Genomic DNA, 21047 nt, shown 5'->3' on the forward strand with positions numbered 1-21047 from the left:
AAATGCTGCGCGAAACATTTGGAGCCTCGCACCGATGAAGGAACATCGTGGCCGTCTGACCAAGGACGGTATCCGCATCTATGAACAGGGCGACTTTGCCGGCATGCACGCGGCAGGGGCCTTGGCTGCGCGGATTCTGGATGACATTGCAGAGCATGTCTTTCCCGGTCAAACCACCGGGGTGATTGATGGCCTGATCACCCAGATGGTCGAGGACGCAGGCGCAACATCGGCCACCATCGGCTATAAGGGCTATCAGCACGCAAGCTGTATCAGCGTCAATCACGTGGTCTGCCACGGCATTCCCGGCGACAAGCGGCTGAAGGATGGCGATATCCTGAATATCGACGTTACCGTCATCGTCGACGGCTGGTTCGGTGACACCTCGCGCATGTATGTGGCGGGCAAACTGCCTCGCAAGGCGGAACGTCTGATCCAAGTGACCCATGACGCTCTGTTCAAGGGGATCGAGATGGTCAAGCCGGGCAACACGTTCGGCGATATCGGCCACGCGATTCAGGCCTATGTCGAAGCGCATCGCATGAGCGTTGTGCGCGACTTCTGCGGCCATGGGCTGGGCCGGGTGTTCCACGCGCCGCCCAACGTGCTGCATTACGGGCGTCCAGGCACCGGTGCTGTGCTGGAAGAGGGGATGTTCTTTACCATCGAACCCATGGTCAATCTGGGCCGCCCCGAGACCAAGACGCTGGCCGATGACTGGACCGCTGTGACCCGCGACAAGTCGCTATCGGCGCAGTTTGAACATTCGGTGGGTGTGACGGCAGATGGGGTCGAGATTTTCACCCTGTCGCCGGGTGATATGTTCCACCCGACCTACTCGTCCTGATCTTTGGCCTGATCGCGTAGCAGTTTCAGCAGCAAAGTCTCATCCCGCCACGGGATGACTGCGTCATGGATGAAAATCGGCGCACGCATCGGCGTGCGCTCGGGGCCAGTGACGGTTTCAGCATCCTGTTTCGGTGCCCAGAACAAAGGTGGCAATGCGCGATCCATGCCGCAGCCTATCACAGTTGGGTCAAAGCCCCAAAAGCGTGGGCACCTGCGCCATATCCGAGAACGGCTCGGCCCCCAGTTCGGCCAGTTTCTGCCCTGCACCCTGTGGCGCATAGGCCAGGCAACGCATATTGGCGCGCATCGCGGCGGTGACACCGCTGGCGCTGTCTTCGATCACAACCGGGGTCTTGGCTCCGAAGCGTCGCGCCGCAGTCAGGAACAAGGTCGGGTCGGGTTTTGCCACCCCAAGAACATGGGCCGAGAAGGTGACATCCCGAAACCTGTCCCACAGCCCATTCTGTCCCAGCGTGATCTGCATCTTGTCCGGGCTGCCGTTTGAGGCAACGCAAAACGGAATCCCCCGCGTGTCCAACGCGGCCAGCAGATCGGCAACCCCCGGCATCAGGTCCACTCCGTCACGCAAGCGGGCGTAGGTCTCAGTATAGACCTCATCCACCCAATCCTCGGGCAGGTCCGCGCCCAGCGCGCGGGCCTTGTCGCGCACACCGGTCATGGTGCCGCCCAGAAAGAACCCCACGCTGTCTTCAATGGTCAGGTCCAGCCCATAGCGTGCAAGGTTTTCGACCAGCACCTGATTGGACAGGGGCTCACTGTCCACCAACACCCCGTCGCAATCGAAGATCACCAAATCATGCATTCGCGCCCTCTTTCCACATCAGCGAGATATGCGTGTCGCCGTATTTGCGGGTGTCCTGCAGGGTGAACCCCAATGGTGGCTGCATGGGGGCGCTCTCCTCCCACACGATCAAGGCGTCATCCGCGATCCAGCCATGGCTCAGCGCGGCAATGGCTTTTTGCCCCATCGACTTGCCGTAAGGCGGATCAAGGAAGATCAGATCATAGGCCGCGTCTGGATTTTCGCCCAGCCGGGTTGCGTCGCGGCGGATCAACTGGGTTCGGTCAGAGCTGCGGGTCAGGTCAATATTCTTACGGATCAACCCCTGCGCCACGCGCCCGTCATCCACAAAGGTCACATGGGATGCGCCGCGCGACAGCGCCTCAAGCCCCAGCGCGCCGGTGCCTGCAAACAGGTCCAGCACGCGCAGCCCGTCAAAGTCGATCTGGTGCGCCAGCACGTTGAACAGGCTTTCGCGCACCCGATCCGTTGTTGGCCGCAGATGCGCACCTGCATCCCCTTTGCCGACCGAGGCCAATGCGCGGCCCCGGAACTCTCCGGCGATGATCCTCACGCTTTGAGCAGCGGCTTGAGGTCCGCTTCGGGGTCGGCAACCACGGCGGGATCAGCGGTTTTGCCCGCGTCGATCAGGCGTTTGCCGACCATATAAGCGCGCGGGTCGTTCATCGCGTCCACGGCAATCAACTGGTCGCCTTTGTAGTACCAGAAGGATACGGTTGCGCCTTCACCTTGCCGCGTCACAACGCGATCATAGCCGGTGTTCAGACCCGCGATCTGTAGTTTGACGTCATATTGATCCGACCAGAACCACGGCGTCGCGGTATAGCCCTTGGCCGCACCCAGCATGTTCTGGGCAACGATCTCAGCCTGATCAATCGCGTTCGGCACGCTTTCCAGACGGATACGCCCCCCGGCATGTGGGAATGACGCGCAATCCCCCGCCGCCCAGATCGACGGGTTCGAGGTGCGGCCATGGGCATCGGTCTTGATGCCATTGTCCAGATCCAGCCCCGCCAATTCCGCTAGAGCGGTCGCAGGAGCGATACCCACGCCAACGACCACAAAGTCAACATCCAGTTCGGTTCCGTCCGTCAGGATCGCACCCGTGACCTTGCCGTCCTCGCCCACCAGACGATCCAGACCGACACCCTCGCGGATATCCGCCCCGTATTGCGTGTGAAGCGCGCGGAAATAGTCGCTGGTCTCGGCGGCGGCGACCCTTTGCAAGATGCGGTCGGCCATTTCGACCAAGGTCACCTTGACCCCGCGCTTGGCACAGACCGCCGCGGCCTCAAGCCCGATATAGCCGCCGCCCACGATCAACGCACGAGCACCTTCTTTGACGCGCGGCTCCATCTCGTCGATATGGGCCAGGTCGCGCACCACATGAACACCCGCCAGATCGCCACCAATCGCGGCAGGCAAGCGGCGCGGGTCGGACCCGGTGGTCAGCGCCAACTCGTCATAGGAAATGACTTCATCACCCAGCGACACGGTCTTGGCCTGCGGATCAATCGCGGTCACGCGCTGGCCCAGTCGCAGGGTGATGTTGTTCTCGGCATAAAAGCTCTCGGGGCGCAGGAACAGGCGCTCCAACTCCATCTCGCCCAGCAGATAGGCCTTGGACAGCGGGGGGCGCTGATAAGGCAGATGCGGCTCGGCCCCGATCAGGGTGATGTCGCCCTCAAACCCGTCCTTGCGCAGCTTTGCAACAAGCGATGCGCCCGCTTGTCCGGCACCGATTACGACAATATGGCTCATCTTCCCCTCACCCTGTCGAATTCCCGTGGTCTCCTCCACGCGACCACCTATATTGCGGCTAAGCCCGACTCTGCAAATCCAAACGACAGGAGTACAAAAATGATTTCAACAGGTGATATGCTGCCCGACGCCACGCTGATCCAGATCGGCGCGGAAGGCCCCGAAGAGGTGCGGGTTTCCGACAAGACAAGCGGGCGCAAAGTGGTGATTTTTGCCGTGCCCGGTGCGTTCACACCCACCTGCCATTCGGCCCATGTGCCCAGCTTCATGCGCACCAAGGATCAGTTCGACGCCAAAGGCGTGGATGAGATCATCTGCGTTTCGGTCAACGACCCCTTCGTGATGAAAGCCTGGGGCGAGGCCACCGGCGCGTCCGATGCGGGCCTGACCATGCTGGCCGATGCCGCGTCCGAGTTCACCAAGGCCATCGGCATGGATTTCGACGCCCCGCCTGCCGGTCTGATCGCGCGCTCGAAACGCTATGCGATGCTGGTCGAAGACGGCAAGGTCACGGCGCTGAATCTGGAAGAAAGCCCCGGTGCGTGCGAAATTTCTGCCGGTGAGGGCCTGCTGGACGTCATCTGATACTGTTCGCCCCGGTTCTGTCGGGGCCAAACCTTCTATTTAACTTGATAGACTGCCCTGATGCGCGAATACTCGACCCGTATTCATCAGGGAGTTGTTTATGAGGTTCAAGGTATTCACCCTATGTCTGGTCTCAGTCGGCGCATTGGCCGCCTGCGGCCCGGCCCCCACCCCGCAACAACAAGCCGCGCGCCAGCATGAGATCGCCTGTCTCAGCGGCACGGTCGGCGGCGCGCTTTTGGGCGGCGTCATCGGCAACCAGTTTGGCGGCGGGTCCGGCAAAACGATCCTGACAGCGGCAGGTGCCGCAGTTGGCGGGATCGAAGGTCAGAGATTCACATGCTGAGGGGGAACGTGATGAGACTTGGGATTTTGACACTTGGCCTGACCGTTCTGGCAGGGGCAGCTTTTGCCGAGACCACGGCAGAGCTGCATGAAAATGAGCTGAAAGCCATCGACGCAAATAACGATGGTTTCCTGTCCAAGGATGAGTTCAACGCCTTTTCCGACTATGCGTTTCAGGCCATGGACGAGGACAAGAACGGCACCCTTGGTCTGGAAGAGGCCAAGCCGTTTCTGGACATAAAACAGTTCCAAAGCGTTGACCGCAATCGGGACAACCTTATCTCTCGTGCAGAATACGACGCGCAGATGAATGAGGATTTTACATCCGCGGATCAGGACGGCAACGGGCAGTTGGACTAACATCCGTCGAACCGAACAGGAGCGTGCAATGAACAAATGGATTTCTCTGGGCGTTCTTGGCGTGCTTGCGGCCTGCGATGTGCCGCAGGCACCCGTGGTCACAGGTCCGGACGGTCAACAACAGATCCAGATCAGCACCAGCGGCTTGACCTGTTATGAGTCGCGCTGCCTCGAGATCAACCCGGCCGCCAGATCCGTGCGCATGGTCGGGAACCGAAGAACCGGAATACCCGGCAACATTGATGTCAGCGACGGCACGGTTACCCCGGCCGAATTCAGGCGTCTGGGCGAAGTCGCCAGCCTTGCCGGAGGTATGGGGTCGCGCGGAGATCGCGGCTAGGCCAGGCTGTCCATCTTGCGGGCAAGTTTTGCGTCAAGCGACGACAGCCCGCCGACGTCATGTGTTGAAAGGGTCACCTCGACCGTGCGGTAAACATTGAACCATTCAGGGTGGTGATTCCACTTTTCAGCAAAAATCGCCACCTGCGTCATCCAGCCGAACGCGTGGACGAAATCCTCGAAGATGAAGGTTTTTGTAATCGCATCCCGGTCCTTGACCATGGTCCAGCCGTTCTTGAACAGCGGGTCCAGAAGGGGGCCGCGGGTCTCGGTCGACAATAATTCGGTCATTGCTGTTCCTCCGGGTTCGATTTTCTGAACGGGCCGTAATCCGTTAGAATCTCGATCTCTTCTCCCACTGCGTGGGCCTCGGCGTCCAGATATTTCTTGATCGCATCGGCAAAGCCGGGGTCGTTCACCCAATGCAGGCTATGCGTGCGCGTGGGCAGATAGCCGCGCGCCAGCTTGTGTTCCCCCTGTGCACCGGCTTCAACCCGCGCCAAGCCCTGTGAAATGGCGAAGTCGATCGCCCTATAATAGCACAGTTCGAAATGCAGGCAGGCATGGTGTTCAACGCACCCCCAATAGCGGCCAAACAACGTCTCGCGCCCGATGAAATTCAACGCGCCTGCAATCGGATACCCGTTGCGCTCTGCCAGCACCAAGGCCATGTCATCCGCCATGGTTTCATGCACGATATCAAAGAATTGCCGCGTTAGATACGGCATCCCCCATTTGCGCGAGCCCGTGTCCTGATAGAACCGCCAGAACGCATCCCAATGTTCAGGCAGTAGGTCGCCGCCGGTATAGGTGCGGATATCACCGCCGAACCCGATGGCCTGCGTGCGCTCCTTGCGGATATTCTTGCGTTTGCGCGACGATAGCGCGGCTAGAAACCCGTCGAAATCGGCGTATCCATCATTCAGCCAGTGAAACTGCTGTGAATGGCGGACCATCAGGCCCATTTCCTCACCCGCAGCGGCCTCTGCCTCGGTGCAAAAGGTCGCGTGGATCGAAGACACGTGATTGTCTGCCGCCAGTTGCACCGCCCCTTGAACCAGAGTGGACATACCGACCCCTTCGTAACCCGGCCGCACCAGAAACCGCCGCCCTGTTGCAGGTGTAAAGGGCACCGCGATCTGCAGCTTGGGGTAATAGCGCCCACCCGCGTTTTCATAGGCATGCGCCCAATTGTGGTCGAAGATGTACTCGCCCTGAGAGTGCGACTTGGCGTACATCGGCGCCGCCCCAATCAGCATCCCGTCCAGATAGGCGGTCAGATATTGCGGCTGCCAGCCGGTGCCGCGCCCGACCGAACCGCTTCGTTCCAGCGCCAGCAGAAACCGATGCGTGGTGAAAGGATCAACCGGGCGACCCCCGTCCAAGGCTTCGGGGCAGGCGCAACTGTCCCACTCAGCCGCAGGTATCTGCGCGAGTGAATTCAGTACCCGAACCTCGATCTGTGCCTGATCCATGTGCCCTCCGCGTCTGGTCTTTATCTGTGACGGACGGGGGTGGGTTCAACCCGGATGGGCTGCCAAATACCCCTCGAAGGTCACGTTATCGGCAACCTTGCGGGCCTCTGCCTCTTGTTCGGGCGTGCGGATGGTCCAGCACAGGATCGGAACGCCTTGCGCCTTCAGCTCTGCCACGCGAGGGCGCGCAAGGTCGGCGGCTTCGTGGCTGATAAAGCTGGCTCCGACCCGGTCGAAATCCGGAATGCCGCGCAGATGGTCGCACACATCCTGCGGCAACAGCTCGACCTTCGGCTCATAGGCGCAGGTTGTGATCCCACGCGGCAAATGCGGAGCGATACGCGCCAGTTCCGCCACCGAATTGGGGTTGAACGACATCAGAGCCACGGGGCCGTCATAGCCCTGCAAGGCGCGGACAGTGTCATGCTCCAACGGGCCGACATTGGATCCCATCGCGCCGTCCTGATCCTTGAGCTCGATCAAAAGGGGAACCCGACCCGCAACGATGTCCAACACCTCGTCCAGTGTTGGAATGCCGTCATCGCCAAACAACAACGGCAGCTTCGAGGCCTCAGCCGACGAAACCTGACGGATCGGACCCGATTGGCCGGTCAGACGCGCCAAGTCATAGTCGTGGAACACCACGGCCCGGTCATCTGCAGTCAGTTGCAGGTCGATCTCGATACCGTAGCCGGCCCGGATCGCTGCACGAATGGCCGCCCGGCTGTTTTCCGGGCGGTTTTCCGAGATGTCATGCAAGGCCCGATGCGCAATCGGAGCCTGCAGGAACGCGGCTGGCAATGCAGGCGTCATGCGATCTCGAAGATACCTTCGATCTCAACCGCCACGCCCAGAGGCAGCGACGCGGCGCTGACGGCCGAGCGCGAATGACGGCCCGCTTCGCCCAGCGCCTCGACCAGAAAATCGGATGCACCGTTGATCACCTGCGGCTGCGCGGTGAAATCAGCGGTCGAGTTCACGAACCCGGTCAGCTTGATCACGCGCACCAGCTTGTCGATATCCCCGCCACAGGCCGCCTTGACCTGTGCCAGCAAGTTTATCGCGCAGACTTTGGCAGCGGCGGCTCCGACCTCGACGTCCATGTCATCGCCCAGCTTGCCGGTGATCAGGTCGTCATCCTTTGAAATCTGACCCGAGACATAGACGACATTCCCGACACGCACGAAAGGGACGTAATTGGCGGCCGGAGCAGGCGCGTCCGGCAAAGTGACGCCCAGGCTTTCCAGTTTTGCTGCGATGCTCATGTGATGATCCTCACCTAAATTCGACTCGGTCGGACGCTAACCGGGTTCTGGGATTTGGAAAAGCACGAAACCGGCGGTTTTAGGGTTGCCCGCGCACTAAGCATAACTTCTCTTATTCCGGAGTGTTCCTCTCTGGTCACTTTACCTTGACCCTTCGTGCGGGTTAAACGCTGGCTGTTTCAATGTATTTGTGAAACACCTATGTGTCATCGAATTGTGCCGCCCCTGTGCGGCCAGAAGCAGTATTGATTAAGCGTTCGGCTGTATGACATCCGAGCAGGTTGGAGTGGCAAAGACCGTGTTGAGCAGAATTCGCTTAAAGCCCGTAATCGTCCTGTCCCTTATGGCCGTTCTTGGTGCATGTGCCACGCGCCCGCCCGAAGGGACGCCTCCGGGGGAAACATTCGATCCCTATGAAAACACCAACCGGGGCATCCACAAGTTCAACCTTGGTGTTGACCGGTTCCTGTTCCGCCCGGCCTCGAAGGGATATGTCAAGATCGTCCCGGATCCTGTGGTCACCAGCTTCAACCATTTCGCCGAAAACCTGACGATGCCGGGGCAGGCGCTGGATTACCTGCTGCAGGGCAATCTCAAGCAATCCGGGAATGCCCTGTTGCGGTTCGTGATCAACACAACCGTCGGCGGCGCGGGCCTGTCTGATCCTGCCAGCGAATTGAACCTGCCGCCGGTGGATACGGATTTCGGCGAGACACTGCATGTCTGGGGCGTCGGTGAAGGCGCTTATGTCGAGCTGCCGTTCTACGGCCCGTCAACCCAGCGGGATTCGATTGGCGTGATCGTCAATCTGTTCTCGAACCCAATCAACTTTACCCCCGTTCGCCCCGTCGACAACATCGGTGTCTACGCCGAGGTCGTGCGCCGTATGGGGGATCGCGGCCGGTTCTCGGACACGGTCGACTCAATCCTGTATGAAAGCGCTGACAGCTACCGGCAGGCGCAGACCATCTACCTGCAAAACCGGCGCTTTGAACTGGCAAGGGACGATGAAGACGCCTATTTGGGTCTGTATGATGACCCCTATGCCGAAACCGGAACCGACCCTGTCAGGGACCCCTACCTAGACCCCTACGAGGACCCCTATGCCGAGTAACCATCTGAACCGACGCGGTTTCATCGCCACCGGCCTGGCCGGTGCGCTGATGACCGCCCTTCCTGCTTTTGCCCAGACCGAAGCCAGCGCCAAAGCACTGGTTGTCAGTGTCGTGGATGAAATCAACCGCGTGATCGCCTCGGGTAAGTCCGAAAAAGCGATGATCCGCGATTTTGAGAAAATCTTTGTAAAATATGCCGACGTCCCGATCATGGCCCGCTATGTGCTTGGGGCTGACGGACGTTCGGCAAGCCCGGCGCAGTTGAAACAGTTCACCAGCGCGTTTCAGGGTTATATCTCGAACAAATACGGCCGCCGATTCCGGGAATTCATCGGCGGTGAAGTCACCGTGCGCAATGCCCGCAAAATCAAGGCCGGGTACGAGGTTCGCACCTCGGTCAAGCTACAGGGATCGTCGCCGTTTGAAGTGACCTTCCTTGTTTCGGACAAGTCGGGGCGTGACAAGTTCTTCAACATGTTCATCGAAGGCGTGAATATGCTGCTGACCGAACGGACCGAGATCGGGGCCATGCTGGATGCCCGTGGTGGTGACCTGAACCGCCTGATCAAGGACATGAACCGGAACAAGGTGAGCTGATCCGCTCTACGCTCGAAAAAGCGCCGCCCGATCCCTGATCGCGCGGCGCTTTTGTTTTTAATTCAGGCGTTCACCGGTTTCCTTGGCAAAGTAGGACACCTTGCTCATGTCAAAGGCAAGGTTCAACATCTTGCCTGCCTGCGCACGAGTTTCCGCGTGCAGACGCGCCGTGACCTGCTTGCCGCCCAGTTCCGAGACCACATAGGTGTCGGCCCCCGCCGGTTCGACCATATCGACCAAGCATTCGGCCTCTTGCACGCCATCACCTGCGCGGAACCCGGCCTCGGCGATGTCTTCGGGACGCAGGCCCAGAATCACATCCTGCGGCAGTGCCAAGTCGCGGGCGTCGTTCAGCACCAGTTCACCGCCGTCGCGGGCTATGGCGATCTGGGTACCCGACCCATTTTTACGCGCTTGCGCCGGGATTAGGTTCATCGCGGGCGAGCCCATGAAATCGGCCACAAACAGGTTGGCCGGGTTGTTATAGATCTCAGCCGGGGTACCGATCTGCTGCACCACGCCGCCTTTCAGCACGACGATCTTGGTCGCCAGCGTCATCGCCTCGATCTGGTCATGGGTCACATAGACGATGGACGCATCCAGCGTCTGGTGCAGTTTCTTGATCTCGGTCCGCATCTCAACCCGCAGCTTGGCGTCGAGGTTCGACAGCGGCTCGTCAAACAGGAACAGTTTGGGATCGCGCACAAGCGCCCGACCCATCGCAACCCGCTGACGCTGACCACCCGACAACTGGCTCGGGCGACGGTTCAGCAGCGGCTCGATCTGCAAAAGCTGCGCCACCTCTTTCAGCTTGGCATCCTGCGTCGCCTGATCGACCCCGCGGACCTTCATGCCGAACGTGATGTTCTTGGCCACGGTCATGGTCGGATACAAAGCGTAGGACTGAAACACCATCGCGATATCGCGGTCCTTGGGGCTGACATGGGTCATGTCATTCCCGCCAATGGACAGAGTGCCGCCGGTGATCTCCTCCAGCCCTGCGATACAGTTCAGCAGGGTGGACTTGCCGCACCCCGAGGGGCCGACCAGAACCAGGAAGTCGCCCGGTTCGATCGAGATGTTGATGTCCTTTAGAATCTCGGTCGCACCGTAATTCTTATACAGGTTTTGGATATCGAGGATCGGGGCCATGATTTATCCCTTCACGGAACCGGCGGTCAGACCGCGGATGAAATACTTACCGGCGACGACATAGACGAGCAGCGTCGGCAACCCCGCGATGATCGCGGCGGCCATGTCGACGTTGTATTCTTTGACGCCGGTGGTGGAGTTTACGATGTTATTCAGCGCCACGGTCACGGGCTGCGTTCCCGCCTGACTGAACGACACGCCGAACAGGAAGTCGTTCCAGATCTGCGTGAACTGCCAGATCACGGTCACAACGATGATTGGCAGCGACAGCGGCAGGAAGATCGACCAGAAAATCCGCAGGAACCCGGCCCCATCAACGCGCGCGGCCTTGGTCAGCTCGGACGGGATGGTGACGTAGTAGTTGCGGAAAAACAGCGTGGTGAAGCCCAGCCCGTAGATGACGTGGACAAAGATCAGACCCGGAATGGTTCCGGCGATCCCCATCATGCCCAGCAGACGCGCCATCGGCAGCAAAACCACCTGAAACGGGATGAAGCAGCCAAACAGCATCAGCGAGAAGATGATGTTCGCGCCTTTGAACCGCCATTGTGCCACGACATAGCCATTCAGCGCGCCCAACAGGGTCGAGATCGCCACCGCAGGCACCGCGATGAGGACCGAGTTCCAGAAATAGGGGCGCAGACCCTCGCACTGGATACCGGTACAGGCACCGGACCATGCGGTTTTCCAGGCATCAAAGCTGACCTCGCGCGGCAGCGATATCAGAGACCCGGTGCGGATTTCCTCAAGGCTTTTCAGTGATGTGGTCAACATCACGAAAAGCGGCATCAGGTAATATAGCGCAAACAGGCCCAGCAGGACATAGAGCAGCCAACGCAGGGCAATCTTGCCAGCGGCACTTTGGCTACGGGGTTCGGTTTGGGATTGGGGCATCGACAGATCAGTCATTTTTCGCCCTCAGCTCTGAGTAAAGGTAAGGAACCACGATGGCAAAGACGACCAGCATCATGATCATCGCGGACGACGCCGCCTGACCGATATCGCCGCGCGAAAACGCCATGGCGTACATGTAGGTTGCAGGCAGGTCGGTTGCGTAACCCGGACCGCCGCCCGTCAGGGCGATGACAAGGTCAAAGCTTTTGATCGCAAGGTGCGCCAGCACGATGAAGGCCGACAGGAAGATCGGAGCCATCGACGGGATGATGATCGCCGTATAGATGCGCCATGTGGGGATGCCATCGACTTGAGCTGCCTTGATGATCTCTCCGTCCACCGACCGCAGACCAGCCAGAAACAGCGCCATGACGAAGCCTGAGCTTTGCCAGATCGCGGCCATCACGATGGTGTAGATCGCGTAGTCCGGGTTCACCAGCCAGTCGAATTCGAAATTCGTGAAACCCCAGCCCTGCACCATCGACTCGATCCCTAGACCGGGGTTCAAGATCCACTTCCACGCGGTGCCGGTCACGATCATCGACAGCGCCATGGGGTAGAGGTAGATCGTGCGGATTGCGCCCTCGACCCGGATCTTCTGATCCAGCAGGATGGCCAGCAGCAGGCCCAGCACCATCGCGATCACGATAAACAGCGCGCCAAAGATATACAGGTTGTTGATCGCCGTATCCCAACGGGGCGAGTCGAACAGGCGCTCATACTGGATGAAGCCCTTGATCTCGTATTTCGGCAGCAGTTTCGATCGGGTTAGCGACACCCATGCCGTCCATCCGATAAAGCCGTAGACAAAGATCAATACGGCGATGAACGACGGTGCCAGCACCACCTTGGGCAGGTGGTTTTCCAGCCATTCGGACATTTTTTCCTCCAGGGAAAGATGCTCTGCCCCACACTATAGGGGGCAGAGCGTATTGGATCAGTAGCTGTTTGCCACCGCGTCCGCCAGTTGCTGAACCGCGTCAGCCGAGGACATATCCGAGTTGAAATGCGCGGTTACAACATCGGTAATCGCGCCAGACTGCGAACCGCGCAGCGCCATGCCGTGGGCATAAGACGGCAGCAGCGACCCCGCCGCCGAGGTCGAGCCCATGTCTTCGGCCGACAGGTTGGCGCAGATGTCAAAGTCATCCAGCGCCACGTCGGTGCGTGCCGGGATCGAGCCCTTGTTCAGGTTGAACACTTTCTGGAAATTTGGCGCGACGATCAGCTTGGCCAGCAGGTCCTGACCGGCTTTCTTGTCGTCGCCTTCCACGTCGAACATGGCAAAGCTGTCGACATTGTACAGATAACCGTCACCGGGGGTCGAAGCGCACAGGAAGTCCTCACCCGGTTTTTTGCCCGCCGCCAGGAATTCACCCTTGGCCCAGTCACCCATGATTTGGAAGGCTGCTTCGCCGTTCATCACCATGGCCGTCGCCAGGTTCCAGTCACGGCCCGAGAAGTTTTCGTCCACGTAACCGCGCAGGGTGCGCATCTGGTCAAACACCTGCACCATCGTGTCCGAGGTCAACGCCTCGGGGTCCAGATCGACCAGCGCCTTTTGATAGAACTCCGGTCCGCCGATGCCCAGAAGAACGGCCTCGAACACGGTCGCGTCCTGCCAGGACTGACCACCATGGGCCAGTGGGATCACACCAGCGTCCATCAACTTGACGGCGGCCGCGTTGAACTCGTCCCACGTGGTCGGCATCTCGATGCCATTGGCGGCCAGAACATCCGCATTGGCCCAGATCCAGTCCACGCGGTGGACGTTCACAGGCGCGGCACACCATGTGCCTTCGCACATCATATGACCCGCGATCGAGGCCGGCAGAACATCGGCCCAGCCTTCGGCTTCGGCAACGGATGAGATATCGGCCAGAACGCCTTCTTCATACCATTCCTGAATCGCCGGGCCTTTCAACTGAACAGCGGTCGGCGCGTTCCCGGCCAGAACACGGGCGCGCAAGGCGGTCATCGCTGCATCACCGCCGCCACCGGCCACGGGCATATCGGTCCAGGTGCCGCCATTCGAGGCAAACTCTTCCTGCAGAACAGCAACCGACTTGGCCTCACCGCCCGACGTCCACCAATGCAGAACTTCGGCCTCGGGCCCCGCCAGCACCGACGATCCGGCCACAACCGCCATCGTCGATACAGTGGCTAATGCAAAACGCTTCATTTCCTGTCTCCTCCCTGAGAACTCACTGGCTGCCGCAGCAGCGATAACGGCCATACTGGGGCTCGGGCGCTGTCTGGCAACGTGGAATCCGCGTCAAACCGCTGCGATGGTCCAAATATTCACCGCTTCTGTTACAGCGTGTTACGTTGACATTGAATCTGTTTCCGTTCGTTACAATTGATGGCGTCGGGAGGCAGAGCACGGGAGGACGGACACAGTGAGCATTCCGCGGCTGTTGGTGGTCGATGACGACCCGGACATGCGGTCGATGATGACCCAGTTCCTACAGCAAAACGGCTTTATCGCCCTGCCCGCCAGTTCCGAGGCCGAAATTCGCGCGCATCTGAGCGCGGGCCGCATCGACCTTATTCTGCTGGATGTGATGCTGGGCGATGAGAACGGAGTTGAAATCTGTTCCCGGCTGCGGGCCGAACAGGACGTGCCGATCATTCTGGTGTCCGCTTTGTCGGCAGATCACCAGCGAATGGCGGGGTACGAGGTTGGGGCTGACGACTACATCGCCAAGCCGTTCAATCCTCAACTGCTGCTGGCGCGCGTGCGCGCAGTTATGCAAAGGGCGCGCAGGACACCTTCACTGGCCTATCGCCGCCGGACCCGCAGTTTCCGGTTCGACGGCTGGCTCTATGACGGCAAACGGGATGAAGTACATTCGCCCGAGGGCTATCTGGTCACGCTGTCGCAACGTGAAACAGCATTGCTGAAGGTTCTGCTGGCCAACCCGCACATCCCCCTGACACGCGACGAAATCGTAGCCGCGCTGGACGTGACAGGCGACGCGGACAAGCCAGAGGCACAGGGACGGGCCATTGACATGCTGGTTGGTCGGTTGCGGTCAAAGATCGAAGCCAACCCGAAGGACCCGCAGATGCTGCGCACCGAGCGCGGTGTCGGGTACGTGTTTGCTGCAGACGTCTCGGTGCAGGAAGAATGACCCTGCGCCTGCGCAATCTCGGCTGGGTCTGGGCTGTGTCGGCATTTTCCGTTGGCGTTCTCTGTGCCAGCCTGTGGTTCGCGTCATCCCGCGCCTGGACCCAGTTCCAGATGCGTTCCTTTGTTGCCGGGTTTACGATCTATGAGGATCTGCGCACCGGAATGGTCTCCTCCCCAGAGTTTTCCATCGCACCTCTGTCGCCCGAAAACGCAGCGCTTGCAGAGCGAGGTGAGTTCAATCGCGTTCCGGGGTTTTCCGACCGCCGGTTCGTGACCAACCTGTCCATCCTGACCGACAGTTCATCCCCGCTAAGCGGACGGGAACTGACTCTGGCCGTCCTGTCTGACCGGCTGGTCTATCCGGTGTCTGATATCGTTTCGGGCAGCGATCAGACCGGGCCCGAAAAGATGGGCAACCTGACCAGACTGCTGGCGACCTATTGCAGCGAGCCGATCGTATTCGCGCAATTCGGGCGCGGACCCTGGTATCAGGTGGATGGAACAAACGTCTGGGGATGCGAGGCGGCGCCTGCCGACCTGAGATTGCCGGCCATCCTTCTGGGTATCGTTGCGCTGGCGGTGATCATGACGTCGGTCGGAAACACCTCGGATACGTTCACACGTTTCTCCCACGCCTTGCGAGAGCGTCAGCGGCGCGGCGGTCCGGACAGCTACGACACGAGCGGCCCTGCTGAGCTGCGGGACATCGTGTCGGCGGTCAACGCGCATCTCGAAGCGGAACGCGCGCAACTGGAAAAACGTGCAACAGTTCTGTCCGGGGTCAGCCACGACCTTGGAACGCCCGCAACCCGTGTTCGGCTGAGGGCCGCCCTGATCCCCGATGACGAGCTGCGCGAAAAGCTCGAGGCCGATGTGGACCAGATGACGGGGATGATCGAAAGTGTCCTGACCTACACACGATCTGAACTGAGCGTTGAAGAGCCGTGCCAGATTTCTTTGACCGCTTTGGTGGAGTCGATCGTCTCGGATTATCAGGACATGGGTCTGCCGGTCACCTTGCAAAAGGTCGACCCGGTTGCCGTGCAGGGCGCGCCGTCGGTCTTTATGTCGCGCCGAGGGCAAGGAAGCCTGCCGGAGACACGGCGCATGCTGGTCATGGGGCGCCCGATCTCCCTGAAACGCGCCTTGACCAACCTGATTGACAACGCCCTGAAATATGGCCGCCATGCCGAGGTGCAACTGGAAACCGATGCGCGCACCGCGACCATCACAATTCAGGACAAGGGCACCGACCTGTCCGTTTCGGATATCGAAGATCTGATGACTCCGTTTCGGCGTGGGTCAAATACGGGATCGTCCGATGGTTTCGGGCTGGGTCTGACGATTGCCGCCACTGTTGCGGAACAACACGGCGGCGCGCTGAGCTTTGAGGCCGGTGACAGAGGCCTGCGCGCGCGCTTGCAGATCACCCGGCAATAGCAGGTCACGTCATGTAGCTGCGCACCAGCGCACCCGCGATCAGGGACCAGCCATCCGCGATGACGAAGAAGGCCAGTTTGAACGGCAGGGATACTGTCGCGGGCGGCACCATCATCATCCCCATGGACATCAGCACCGCCGCTACAACGAGGTCGATGATCAGGAAGGGCAGGAAGATCAGGAACCCGATCTGAAACGCCCGCGCGATTTCGGACAACATGAAGGACGGCATCAGGATGGAAAGCGGCGCTTGGGGCGACAAGGCAATCGCCTCCCCCTCGGGGCGCAGGGCCGCCATCGCATGGAAGGTATCCGGATCCAGCCGCGCCGCCATAAAGCCACGAAAAGGTTGCAGGGCGCGCTCGAGCGCAGGTTCCACATCCAGAGTTTCGTCCACCATTGGGCGAATGCCAGTAGTCCAGGCTTCGGTAAAGACCGGCTCCATGATGAAATAGGTGAGAAACAGCGCCAGGCTCACAATCAGCATATTGGGCGGAGATTGCTGCAATCCGATTCCTTGCCGCAGAATGGCCAGAACCGTTATCAGAAACGGAAAGCACGTGATCATGATCGCCAGTCCGGGCGCAAGGCTTAGCACCGTGATCAGAAGGATCAACTGGATGGTCCGCGCCGAGATCGAGCCGCCCTCTCCCAGCGAGAGCGACAGCTCTTGCGCCGTTGCCAGCGAGGGCGTCAGACATACGGCAGCCACGGCCAACCAAAGCAGCAATCGCATCAGCCGATCCCGTTCTGCAAATCCGCAATTTCGGTCAGCCTGACGGCCAGCTGACCCGCCTGATCGCCCTCCATTTCTTCCAGCAAGCCGCGTGCCACCAATTGATCACCGACATACAGATCGACAGGATCTTCGATCCGCTTGTCCAGGGTCAGCACCGCATTCTCTCCCATGTTCAGCAAATCCCGGATCAGGGGACGTGCGCGCCCGACCGAGACCGTGACCTCGATCGGCACCGAATCGAAGGGGCTGGATTTTTCGAGTTTTGGGGTTTGGTCGTCACTCATTGCTCAATGCCTCTTTTGCCTGAAAAACATACGCGTCGAATGCGCCGGAGATCGTTGCAAGCAGGGCGCTGCAATCCACGTCACGCTGGAAAACACCGACTTGTAGACGTGCTTGCCCGGCCCCCAGTGCCGGGTCTTCGATCACCCGGGTCGCGGAGGACAGAGTTTCTGGCACCATGCTCTCCAACTCGGGCGCGCATCCCTCGGGTACAAAGACCTGCATGGGCCCATGTGATCACGCGCCATTTCGGTCAGTTGCTCGACCAGCCGGGCCGCAAAACCCCGATCAAATGTTTCGGGTAATACGGTTCGCATCAGGCTCTGGAACATCGGCTCCAACGACATGGACATCCGAGCGATCGCTTCGTGATATGTGAAAGACATATCCTCAAGCGACTTGGCCAGAGTTGCAGACACTTCGCCGCGACCCTGTTCCTGCGCCTGAAGTGCATCTTCCCATCCCGCGCTGTAGCCTTCTTCAAACGCGGCCAGCCGCATTTCTTCCAGCGCGTCGTCATCCAGAAGGTGCACCTTTCCTGTTCCCGCCTGCAGTGTGAAATCTTCCAGAAGGTGAGCAATCGACATCAGACACGTTCCTCCTCTTCCTCAAGCCAACTGCGCAGGATTTCGACAGTCTCTTCCTGCTTGTCGCCGATCATTGCCCGCAGCCGGTCCACCGGATCAGCGCCGGTTGGCGTGGCAAGTGCCGGTACATTGCCTGCAGGTGCCTGCCCTTCGAGCGGTGCGAAATTACCGCTGTCACTGGCCGCGATCTCGCCGGTCAGGACCGTATCCGGCTCGGTCGGCTGGGACGCAGGCAACAAGGCGGTCGCATCGGTTGGCTTCGTCAGAATCGGGCGGATCACGAACAGACCCAGAACCAGCGAGACAATCGCCAGAACTGCCATCTGAATTAACGACATCGCGTCCAGATGCACCTTCTGCCAGATCGAAGCAGACGCCAGCGTGCCCTGGGGTTCGGCAACCGGGAGATTCAATGACTTCAGAGTGATTACGTCACCGCGTTCGGCGTCGAAACCAACTGCTGAAGCCACCAATTCCTCAAGCGCGTCAAGTTCAGCCTGCGGCATCGGTTCGAAGCTTTCGACCCCGGCAGCATCTACCACACGTGTTCCGTTGACCAAAACGGCAACAGTCAACCTTTTGATCGCCCCCGGCGCATTGTGAACCTCAAGCTCTGTCTCCGAAACTTCATAATTCACACGTTCGCGCGTTTGCGTCGCGTTCGAGTTCGATTCGTCACCACCCGCGCCGTCGCCGTCTGGCAGATTCGACGCCACGGTGACATCCGCCGACTGGTTCCGTGCACTGTCCGAGCGTTCCTCGACATCTGTGCTGATTGCGACCCGACCGTTGGGGTCGAACCGCCGTTCGCGGATGGATTCCGTTTTGGTCACGGTATCGACGCTGACCTCGACAACCGCGTTTCCGGTCCCGACCCGTGCTTCGACAAGCCGCAAGACCCGCTCACGCAATTGGCGCGATTTGTCATCGGCCGTGTCCGAAGCGACGGCATTGTCCTGTGCGCCAATCACGGCCCCGCTGGAATCGATTACCGCCACGTTTTCAGGCGCAAGCCCACTTACGGCCTAGGCCACGAGGAACCGGATCGCCTTGGCCTGATCCCCCGTGATATCCGCCCCCGAAGTCACCACATAGACCGACGCCGTTGGCGCGATACTGCGTTGAAACGGGTTTGTTGACCCATTCGCAATATGCACCCGCGCCTGGCTGATATGCGGGCTGCCGACGATGGTCCGGGCCAGCTCACCTTCTTTTGCGCGCCAATAAGCGGCATCGAACATCTGGGACGTGGTGCCAAAACCGCTGAGCGAATCGAGAAGCTCGTACCCCTGAGTCCCGTTGGCTGGCAAACCTTCGCTGGCCAGTGTCATGCGCAGCTCGTCCCGCTGCGACCCCGGCACGTAGATCGAGCCGCCCCGAATTTCGTAGGATACGCCACGCTGTTCCAGCGACCGGACGATGTCCCCCGCCGCGCCGCTTTCCAGCCCTGCATACAGCAAAGTCATCGACGGTGCCGTCACAAGCCGCGACATCGCAAGGACCCCTAAGAACACCAGCGCAACCGCACCGGCTAGGATGATTTGTTTACGCCTGTCCAAATTAGCCCAGACAGTTCCGATCTGCTGCACGCTCACCTCCGACTCGCCGACATTCTGCCCGGCGCATCCCTTGTTTGGACGATTGCCCTTAACAATCGGTTAGTCCCTGCCGGGTTATGACGATTGCAGAACAGATGAATGAGGACGTCATGACCGACGCAACCGCAGAACAGGCAGAAACCCCTCAAAAGTCGGGGAAAAAAGGGCTGATCATCGGGCTGATTCTGGCGGTGGTCGGTGCGGCAGGGGGGTATTTTCTGACCACCTCGGGGGCGCTGCCAATCGGGAACAAAACCGGTACGCATGAGGCTAAGGAAAAAAAGGAAAAACCGCCCGGAATGGCGTTACCCGATGTTGGCTTCGTCGATCTTCCGCCAGTGATCGTTTCGGTAAATACGGGCACGTCCCGCCATTTGAAATTTCACGCTCAGCTTGAGGTGAATTCTGAATTCCTGGGTGACGTCGAAAAAATGAAGCCGCGAATCATGGATGTTCTGAACGGATACCTGCGCGCGGTCGAAATCGCCGACCTCGAAGATTCGCTGGCGCTGATGCGCATCCGCGGACATCTGCTTCGGCGCATCGGAATAGTCGTCGGAGAGGGGCGCGTGCGCGATGTCCTCGTTATGGAATTCGTACTGAACTAGGAGGCGAAGTTGGAACTGATCGCAGATATGTTGCTTGTTGCGGGGGCCCTTGGCGCGGGTTTGTACTGCTTCGTTCTGTCCCGGCGCCTGAGGCGTTTCACCGATCTGGAAAAAGGGGTCGGCGGCGCGGTTGCCGTCTTGTCGACGCAGGCAGATGAGTTGAAAAAATCCCTGGATTCAGCACGAGCGGCCTCCGATAAATCCGGCGATGACCTGAAGGATCTGACACAGCGGGCAGAAGCAGTTGCGCAGCAGTTGGAACTGATGATGGCGTCGATGCACGACGTCATCACGGAAGAACCCGCACCTGAAGCCCCCACCGTTGCAGAAGCTGAAACTACGCCGGACGTCCCGGAGACTGAGGTTGCACCCGAAGTGGAACAAAAGGCTGAGACCTCGGACGAGGAAACGGATCACGTCTCGAAGCCAGAGCAGGACAGTTCCGCCAAGCGGCCGGTTGGCCTGATGTTCATGCGGCATGGTCGGAACCGAGGCGAGGTCACTGGATGAAACGCGAACCTGTCAATCGACCCAGAGGCGGTGTTCTTGCCGTGATATCGGCTTTGATGGTCGGCTCGGCGGCAATTCGAGTAGGCCTTGAAGCCGGGCCCGCCCTGGCCAAAAGCAGCGACCCGACAGTTTCCGAACCGGCAAAGGCTCAGGTGGACGAGCCCGGTGCGCAGGAACTTCTGACCGCTCTGCTGCGCCGCGAAGACGCGTTGAAAGACCGTGAGGCAGCGTTGCTGGTCAAGGAAAAGGCCCTGAGCATCGCGGATCAGGCCATTGAGAGCAGGCTGGTCGCCCTGCAGGAAGCCGAAGAAAACCTGCGCGAAACGCTGGCCTATGCCGAAAAAGCGGCCGAAACCGACCTGACGCGCCTGACTGACGTCTACCAAAACATGAAACCGAAAGACGCCGCAGCCTTGTTTGAGACGATGGACCCGGGATTTGCGGCGGGTTTCGTGTCGCGCATGTCACCCGATGCGGCAGCCGGCGTTCTAGCCGGGCTCAGCCCCGAGGCGGCTTACACGATCAGTGTCATCATGGCTGGTCGAAACGCCTCAGCCCCGCAGGAATGAACTGAATTTTTGCAACCCCGT

The 21047-nt window shown here is 59.8% G+C and carries 28 protein-coding genes and 1 pseudogene; 12 read left to right on the plus strand and 17 right to left on the minus strand.

Annotated elements, in window-relative coordinates:
• The first annotated feature begins 34 nt into the window (after positions 1–34).
• Positions 35–847, plus strand: coding sequence for a type I methionyl aminopeptidase (gene map / locus ACR0MS_RS06945; RefSeq protein WP_480571741.1), 813 nt, complete (start codon positions 35–37; stop codon positions 845–847).
• On the opposite strand, the gene ACR0MS_RS06950 is transcribed toward map, so the two are convergent.
• From ACR0MS_RS06950 to ACR0MS_RS06965, 4 genes are read right to left on the minus strand one after another with little or no spacing between them, the layout of a single operon-like run.
• Positions 835–1014, minus strand: coding sequence for a hypothetical protein (locus ACR0MS_RS06950; protein WP_480571738.1), 180 nt, complete (start codon positions 1012–1014; stop codon positions 835–837). The genes map and ACR0MS_RS06950 overlap by 13 nt on opposite strands.
• A 22-nt stretch (positions 1015–1036) precedes the next feature.
• Complete coding sequence (locus tag ACR0MS_RS06955) at positions 1037–1672, minus strand: HAD family hydrolase (RefSeq protein ID WP_480571735.1); 636 nt, start codon at positions 1670–1672, stop codon at positions 1037–1039.
• Entirely contained in the window at positions 1665–2225 is a 561-nt protein-coding gene (gene rsmD, locus ACR0MS_RS06960) for a 16S rRNA (guanine(966)-N(2))-methyltransferase RsmD (protein ID WP_480571732.1), read from the minus strand. The genes ACR0MS_RS06955 and rsmD overlap by 8 nt, the downstream gene beginning before the upstream one ends.
• The gene (locus ACR0MS_RS06965) at positions 2222–3433 is read right to left on the minus strand and encodes an NAD(P)/FAD-dependent oxidoreductase (RefSeq protein WP_480571729.1); all 1212 of its coding nucleotides are present in this window, start codon (positions 3431–3433) and stop codon (positions 2222–2224) included. The genes rsmD and ACR0MS_RS06965 overlap by 4 nt, the downstream gene beginning before the upstream one ends.
• Before the next feature lie 99 nt (positions 3434–3532).
• Here ACR0MS_RS06965 and ACR0MS_RS06970 point away from each other — a divergent pair, with 99 nt between their 5' ends.
• The 4 genes from ACR0MS_RS06970 to ACR0MS_RS06985 all read left to right on the plus strand — a co-directional run bounded on the left by ACR0MS_RS06970 (position 3533) and on the right by ACR0MS_RS06985 (position 5063).
• Entirely contained in the window at positions 3533–4018 is a 486-nt protein-coding gene (locus ACR0MS_RS06970; protein WP_480571726.1) for a redoxin family protein, read from the plus strand.
• Between the two features lie 100 nt (positions 4019–4118).
• A complete protein-coding gene (locus ACR0MS_RS06975) occupies positions 4119–4364 on the plus strand; it encodes a glycine zipper 2TM domain-containing protein (RefSeq protein ID WP_480571723.1) in 246 nt (81 codons plus the stop codon).
• 11 nt (positions 4365–4375) lie between these two features.
• The gene (locus ACR0MS_RS06980; protein ID WP_480571720.1) at positions 4376–4723 is read left to right on the plus strand and encodes an EF-hand domain-containing protein; all 348 of its coding nucleotides are present in this window, start codon (positions 4376–4378) and stop codon (positions 4721–4723) included.
• A 28-nt stretch (positions 4724–4751) separates the two neighbouring features.
• Entirely contained in the window at positions 4752–5063 is a 312-nt protein-coding gene (locus ACR0MS_RS06985; RefSeq protein ID WP_480571717.1) for a hypothetical protein, read from the plus strand.
• Here ACR0MS_RS06985 and ACR0MS_RS06990 read toward each other — a convergent pair.
• The 4 genes from ACR0MS_RS06990 to ACR0MS_RS07005 are packed head-to-tail and all read right to left on the minus strand — an operon-like array spanning position 5060 to position 7802.
• Positions 5060–5353: a 4a-hydroxytetrahydrobiopterin dehydratase gene (locus ACR0MS_RS06990; RefSeq protein WP_170387748.1), complete on the minus strand. Its 294-nt coding sequence runs from the start codon at positions 5351–5353 to the stop codon at positions 5060–5062. The two genes, ACR0MS_RS06985 and ACR0MS_RS06990, sit on opposite strands and share 4 nt — an antisense overlap.
• The gene (locus tag ACR0MS_RS06995) at positions 5350–6537 is read right to left on the minus strand and encodes a GNAT family N-acetyltransferase (protein ID WP_480571714.1); all 1188 of its coding nucleotides are present in this window, start codon (positions 6535–6537) and stop codon (positions 5350–5352) included. Before ACR0MS_RS06995 ends, ACR0MS_RS06990 begins: the two co-directional genes overlap by 4 nt.
• A 45-nt stretch (positions 6538–6582) precedes the next feature.
• Entirely contained in the window at positions 6583–7350 is a 768-nt protein-coding gene (locus tag ACR0MS_RS07000; protein ID WP_480571711.1) for a glycerophosphodiester phosphodiesterase family protein, read from the minus strand.
• On the minus strand, positions 7347–7802 hold the full coding sequence (locus ACR0MS_RS07005; protein ID WP_480571708.1) for a RidA family protein: 456 nt from the start codon (positions 7800–7802) through the stop codon (positions 7347–7349). The genes ACR0MS_RS07000 and ACR0MS_RS07005 overlap by 4 nt, the downstream gene beginning before the upstream one ends.
• Positions 7803–8145: 343 nt before the next feature.
• On the opposite strand from ACR0MS_RS07005, the gene ACR0MS_RS07010 reads away from it, so the two are divergent.
• Together ACR0MS_RS07010 and ACR0MS_RS07015 are read left to right on the plus strand one after the other, a co-directional pair.
• Positions 8146–8916 carry an MlaA family lipoprotein gene (locus tag ACR0MS_RS07010; protein ID WP_480571973.1) on the plus strand — a complete coding sequence of 257 codons (771 nt, stop codon included), beginning with the start codon at positions 8146–8148 and terminating at the stop codon, positions 8914–8916.
• Positions 8906–9514 (plus strand): MlaC/ttg2D family ABC transporter substrate-binding protein, encoded by a 609-nt coding sequence (locus ACR0MS_RS07015; RefSeq protein ID WP_480571704.1) that lies wholly within the window; start codon positions 8906–8908, stop codon positions 9512–9514. Before ACR0MS_RS07010 ends, ACR0MS_RS07015 begins: the two co-directional genes overlap by 11 nt.
• Before the next feature lie 57 nt (positions 9515–9571).
• Here the strand turns inward: ACR0MS_RS07015 and ACR0MS_RS07020 are convergent, their stop codons facing one another.
• From ACR0MS_RS07020 to ACR0MS_RS07035, 4 genes are read right to left on the minus strand one after another with little or no spacing between them, the layout of a single operon-like run.
• Entirely contained in the window at positions 9572–10666 is a 1095-nt protein-coding gene (locus tag ACR0MS_RS07020) for an ABC transporter ATP-binding protein (RefSeq protein WP_480571700.1), read from the minus strand.
• 3 nt (positions 10667–10669) lie between these two features.
• Entirely contained in the window at positions 10670–11575 is a 906-nt protein-coding gene (locus tag ACR0MS_RS07025; RefSeq protein WP_180885230.1) for a carbohydrate ABC transporter permease, read from the minus strand.
• The gene (locus tag ACR0MS_RS07030; RefSeq protein ID WP_170387762.1) at positions 11568–12440 is read right to left on the minus strand and encodes a carbohydrate ABC transporter permease; all 873 of its coding nucleotides are present in this window, start codon (positions 12438–12440) and stop codon (positions 11568–11570) included. The genes ACR0MS_RS07025 and ACR0MS_RS07030 overlap by 8 nt, the downstream gene beginning before the upstream one ends.
• Positions 12441–12497: 57 nt before the next feature.
• On the minus strand, positions 12498–13742 hold the full coding sequence (locus ACR0MS_RS07035; RefSeq protein WP_480571697.1) for an ABC transporter substrate-binding protein: 1245 nt from the start codon (positions 13740–13742) through the stop codon (positions 12498–12500).
• A 217-nt stretch (positions 13743–13959) separates the two neighbouring features.
• On the opposite strand from ACR0MS_RS07035, the gene ACR0MS_RS07040 reads away from it, so the two are divergent.
• The gene (locus ACR0MS_RS07040) at positions 13960–14694 is read left to right on the plus strand and encodes a response regulator transcription factor (protein WP_480571694.1); all 735 of its coding nucleotides are present in this window, start codon (positions 13960–13962) and stop codon (positions 14692–14694) included.
• Entirely contained in the window at positions 14691–16133 is a 1443-nt protein-coding gene (locus ACR0MS_RS07045) for a sensor histidine kinase (protein WP_480571691.1), read from the plus strand. Before ACR0MS_RS07040 ends, ACR0MS_RS07045 begins: the two co-directional genes overlap by 4 nt.
• A 4-nt stretch (positions 16134–16137) precedes the next feature.
• Here the strand turns inward: ACR0MS_RS07045 and fliP are convergent, their stop codons facing one another.
• The 5 genes and pseudogenes from fliP to fliF form a co-directional block, all read right to left on the minus strand.
• Positions 16138–16869, minus strand: coding sequence for a flagellar type III secretion system pore protein FliP (gene fliP, locus ACR0MS_RS07050; protein WP_480571688.1), 732 nt, complete (start codon positions 16867–16869; stop codon positions 16138–16140).
• Entirely contained in the window at positions 16869–17156 is a 288-nt protein-coding gene (locus tag ACR0MS_RS07055; RefSeq protein WP_480571685.1) for a FliM/FliN family flagellar motor switch protein, read from the minus strand. Before ACR0MS_RS07055 ends, fliP begins: the two co-directional genes overlap by 1 nt.
• Positions 17149–17331, minus strand: coding sequence for a hypothetical protein (locus tag ACR0MS_RS07060; protein WP_480571682.1), 183 nt, complete (start codon positions 17329–17331; stop codon positions 17149–17151). Before ACR0MS_RS07060 ends, ACR0MS_RS07055 begins: the two co-directional genes overlap by 8 nt.
• Positions 17298–17741: a hypothetical protein gene (locus ACR0MS_RS07065; RefSeq protein WP_480571680.1), complete on the minus strand. Its 444-nt coding sequence runs from the start codon at positions 17739–17741 to the stop codon at positions 17298–17300. The genes ACR0MS_RS07060 and ACR0MS_RS07065 overlap by 34 nt, the downstream gene beginning before the upstream one ends.
• Positions 17741–19330, minus strand: a pseudogene (gene fliF, locus ACR0MS_RS07070) (flagellar basal-body MS-ring/collar protein FliF). The gene ACR0MS_RS07065 and the pseudogene fliF overlap by 1 nt, the downstream one beginning before the upstream one ends.
• Positions 19331–19449: 119 nt before the next feature.
• Here fliF and ACR0MS_RS07075 point away from each other — a divergent pair.
• The 3 genes from ACR0MS_RS07075 to ACR0MS_RS07085 are packed head-to-tail and all read left to right on the plus strand — an operon-like array spanning position 19450 to position 21026.
• A complete protein-coding gene (locus ACR0MS_RS07075) occupies positions 19450–19947 on the plus strand; it encodes a flagellar basal body-associated FliL family protein (RefSeq protein ID WP_480571677.1) in 498 nt (165 codons plus the stop codon).
• Positions 19948–19956: 9 nt separating this feature from the next.
• Positions 19957–20457 (plus strand): hypothetical protein, encoded by a 501-nt coding sequence (locus ACR0MS_RS07080; protein ID WP_480571674.1) that lies wholly within the window; start codon positions 19957–19959, stop codon positions 20455–20457.
• Entirely contained in the window at positions 20454–21026 is a 573-nt protein-coding gene (locus tag ACR0MS_RS07085) for a MotE family protein (RefSeq protein ID WP_480571671.1), read from the plus strand. The genes ACR0MS_RS07080 and ACR0MS_RS07085 overlap by 4 nt, the downstream gene beginning before the upstream one ends.
• Positions 21027–21047: the final 21 nt, after the last annotated feature.

The sequence above is a fragment of the Ruegeria sp. CJ2 genome (assembly GCF_056536745.1).

Bases quoted from the DNA above. Each gene is read 5' to 3' on its own strand.
- ACR0MS_RS07065 (WP_480571680.1), bottom strand. From the start codon at position 17,741: ATGTCGATTGCTCACCTTCTGGAAGATTTCACACTGCAGGCGGGAACA.
- ACR0MS_RS07025 (WP_180885230.1), bottom strand. From the start codon at position 11,575: ATGACTGATCTGTCGATGCCCCAATCCCAAACCGAACCCCGTAGCCAA.
- ACR0MS_RS06975 (WP_480571723.1), top strand. From the start codon at position 4,119: ATGAGGTTCAAGGTATTCACCCTATGTCTGGTCTCAGTCGGCGCATTG.
- ACR0MS_RS06990 (WP_170387748.1), bottom strand. From the start codon at position 5,353: ATGACCGAATTATTGTCGACCGAGACCCGCGGCCCCCTTCTGGACCCG.
- ACR0MS_RS06965 (WP_480571729.1), bottom strand. From the start codon at position 3,433: ATGAGCCATATTGTCGTAATCGGTGCCGGACAAGCGGGCGCATCGCTT.
- ACR0MS_RS07035 (WP_480571697.1), bottom strand. From the start codon at position 13,742: ATGAAGCGTTTTGCATTAGCCACTGTATCGACGATGGCGGTTGTGGCC.
- map (WP_480571741.1), top strand. From the start codon at position 35: ATGAAGGAACATCGTGGCCGTCTGACCAAGGACGGTATCCGCATCTAT.
- ACR0MS_RS07075 (WP_480571677.1), top strand. From the start codon at position 19,450: ATGACCGACGCAACCGCAGAACAGGCAGAAACCCCTCAAAAGTCGGGG.
- ACR0MS_RS07020 (WP_480571700.1), bottom strand. From the start codon at position 10,666: ATGGCCCCGATCCTCGATATCCAAAACCTGTATAAGAATTACGGTGCG.
- ACR0MS_RS06950 (WP_480571738.1), bottom strand. From the start codon at position 1,014: ATGGATCGCGCATTGCCACCTTTGTTCTGGGCACCGAAACAGGATGCT.
- ACR0MS_RS07030 (WP_170387762.1), bottom strand. From the start codon at position 12,440: ATGTCCGAATGGCTGGAAAACCACCTGCCCAAGGTGGTGCTGGCACCG.
- ACR0MS_RS07000 (WP_480571711.1), bottom strand. From the start codon at position 7,350: ATGACGCCTGCATTGCCAGCCGCGTTCCTGCAGGCTCCGATTGCGCAT.
- ACR0MS_RS06995 (WP_480571714.1), bottom strand. From the start codon at position 6,537: ATGGATCAGGCACAGATCGAGGTTCGGGTACTGAATTCACTCGCGCAG.
- fliP (WP_480571688.1), bottom strand. From the start codon at position 16,869: ATGCGATTGCTGCTTTGGTTGGCCGTGGCTGCCGTATGTCTGACGCCC.
- ACR0MS_RS07010 (WP_480571973.1), top strand. From the start codon at position 8,146: ATGGCCGTTCTTGGTGCATGTGCCACGCGCCCGCCCGAAGGGACGCCT.
- ACR0MS_RS07005 (WP_480571708.1), bottom strand. From the start codon at position 7,802: ATGAGCATCGCAGCAAAACTGGAAAGCCTGGGCGTCACTTTGCCGGAC.
- ACR0MS_RS07045 (WP_480571691.1), top strand. From the start codon at position 14,691: ATGACCCTGCGCCTGCGCAATCTCGGCTGGGTCTGGGCTGTGTCGGCA.
- ACR0MS_RS06980 (WP_480571720.1), top strand. From the start codon at position 4,376: ATGAGACTTGGGATTTTGACACTTGGCCTGACCGTTCTGGCAGGGGCA.
- ACR0MS_RS07055 (WP_480571685.1), bottom strand. From the start codon at position 17,156: ATGAGTGACGACCAAACCCCAAAACTCGAAAAATCCAGCCCCTTCGAT.
- ACR0MS_RS07015 (WP_480571704.1), top strand. From the start codon at position 8,906: ATGCCGAGTAACCATCTGAACCGACGCGGTTTCATCGCCACCGGCCTG.
- ACR0MS_RS06985 (WP_480571717.1), top strand. From the start codon at position 4,752: ATGAACAAATGGATTTCTCTGGGCGTTCTTGGCGTGCTTGCGGCCTGC.
- ACR0MS_RS06970 (WP_480571726.1), top strand. From the start codon at position 3,533: ATGATTTCAACAGGTGATATGCTGCCCGACGCCACGCTGATCCAGATC.
- ACR0MS_RS06955 (WP_480571735.1), bottom strand. From the start codon at position 1,672: ATGCATGATTTGGTGATCTTCGATTGCGACGGGGTGTTGGTGGACAGT.
- ACR0MS_RS07085 (WP_480571671.1), top strand. From the start codon at position 20,454: ATGAAACGCGAACCTGTCAATCGACCCAGAGGCGGTGTTCTTGCCGTG.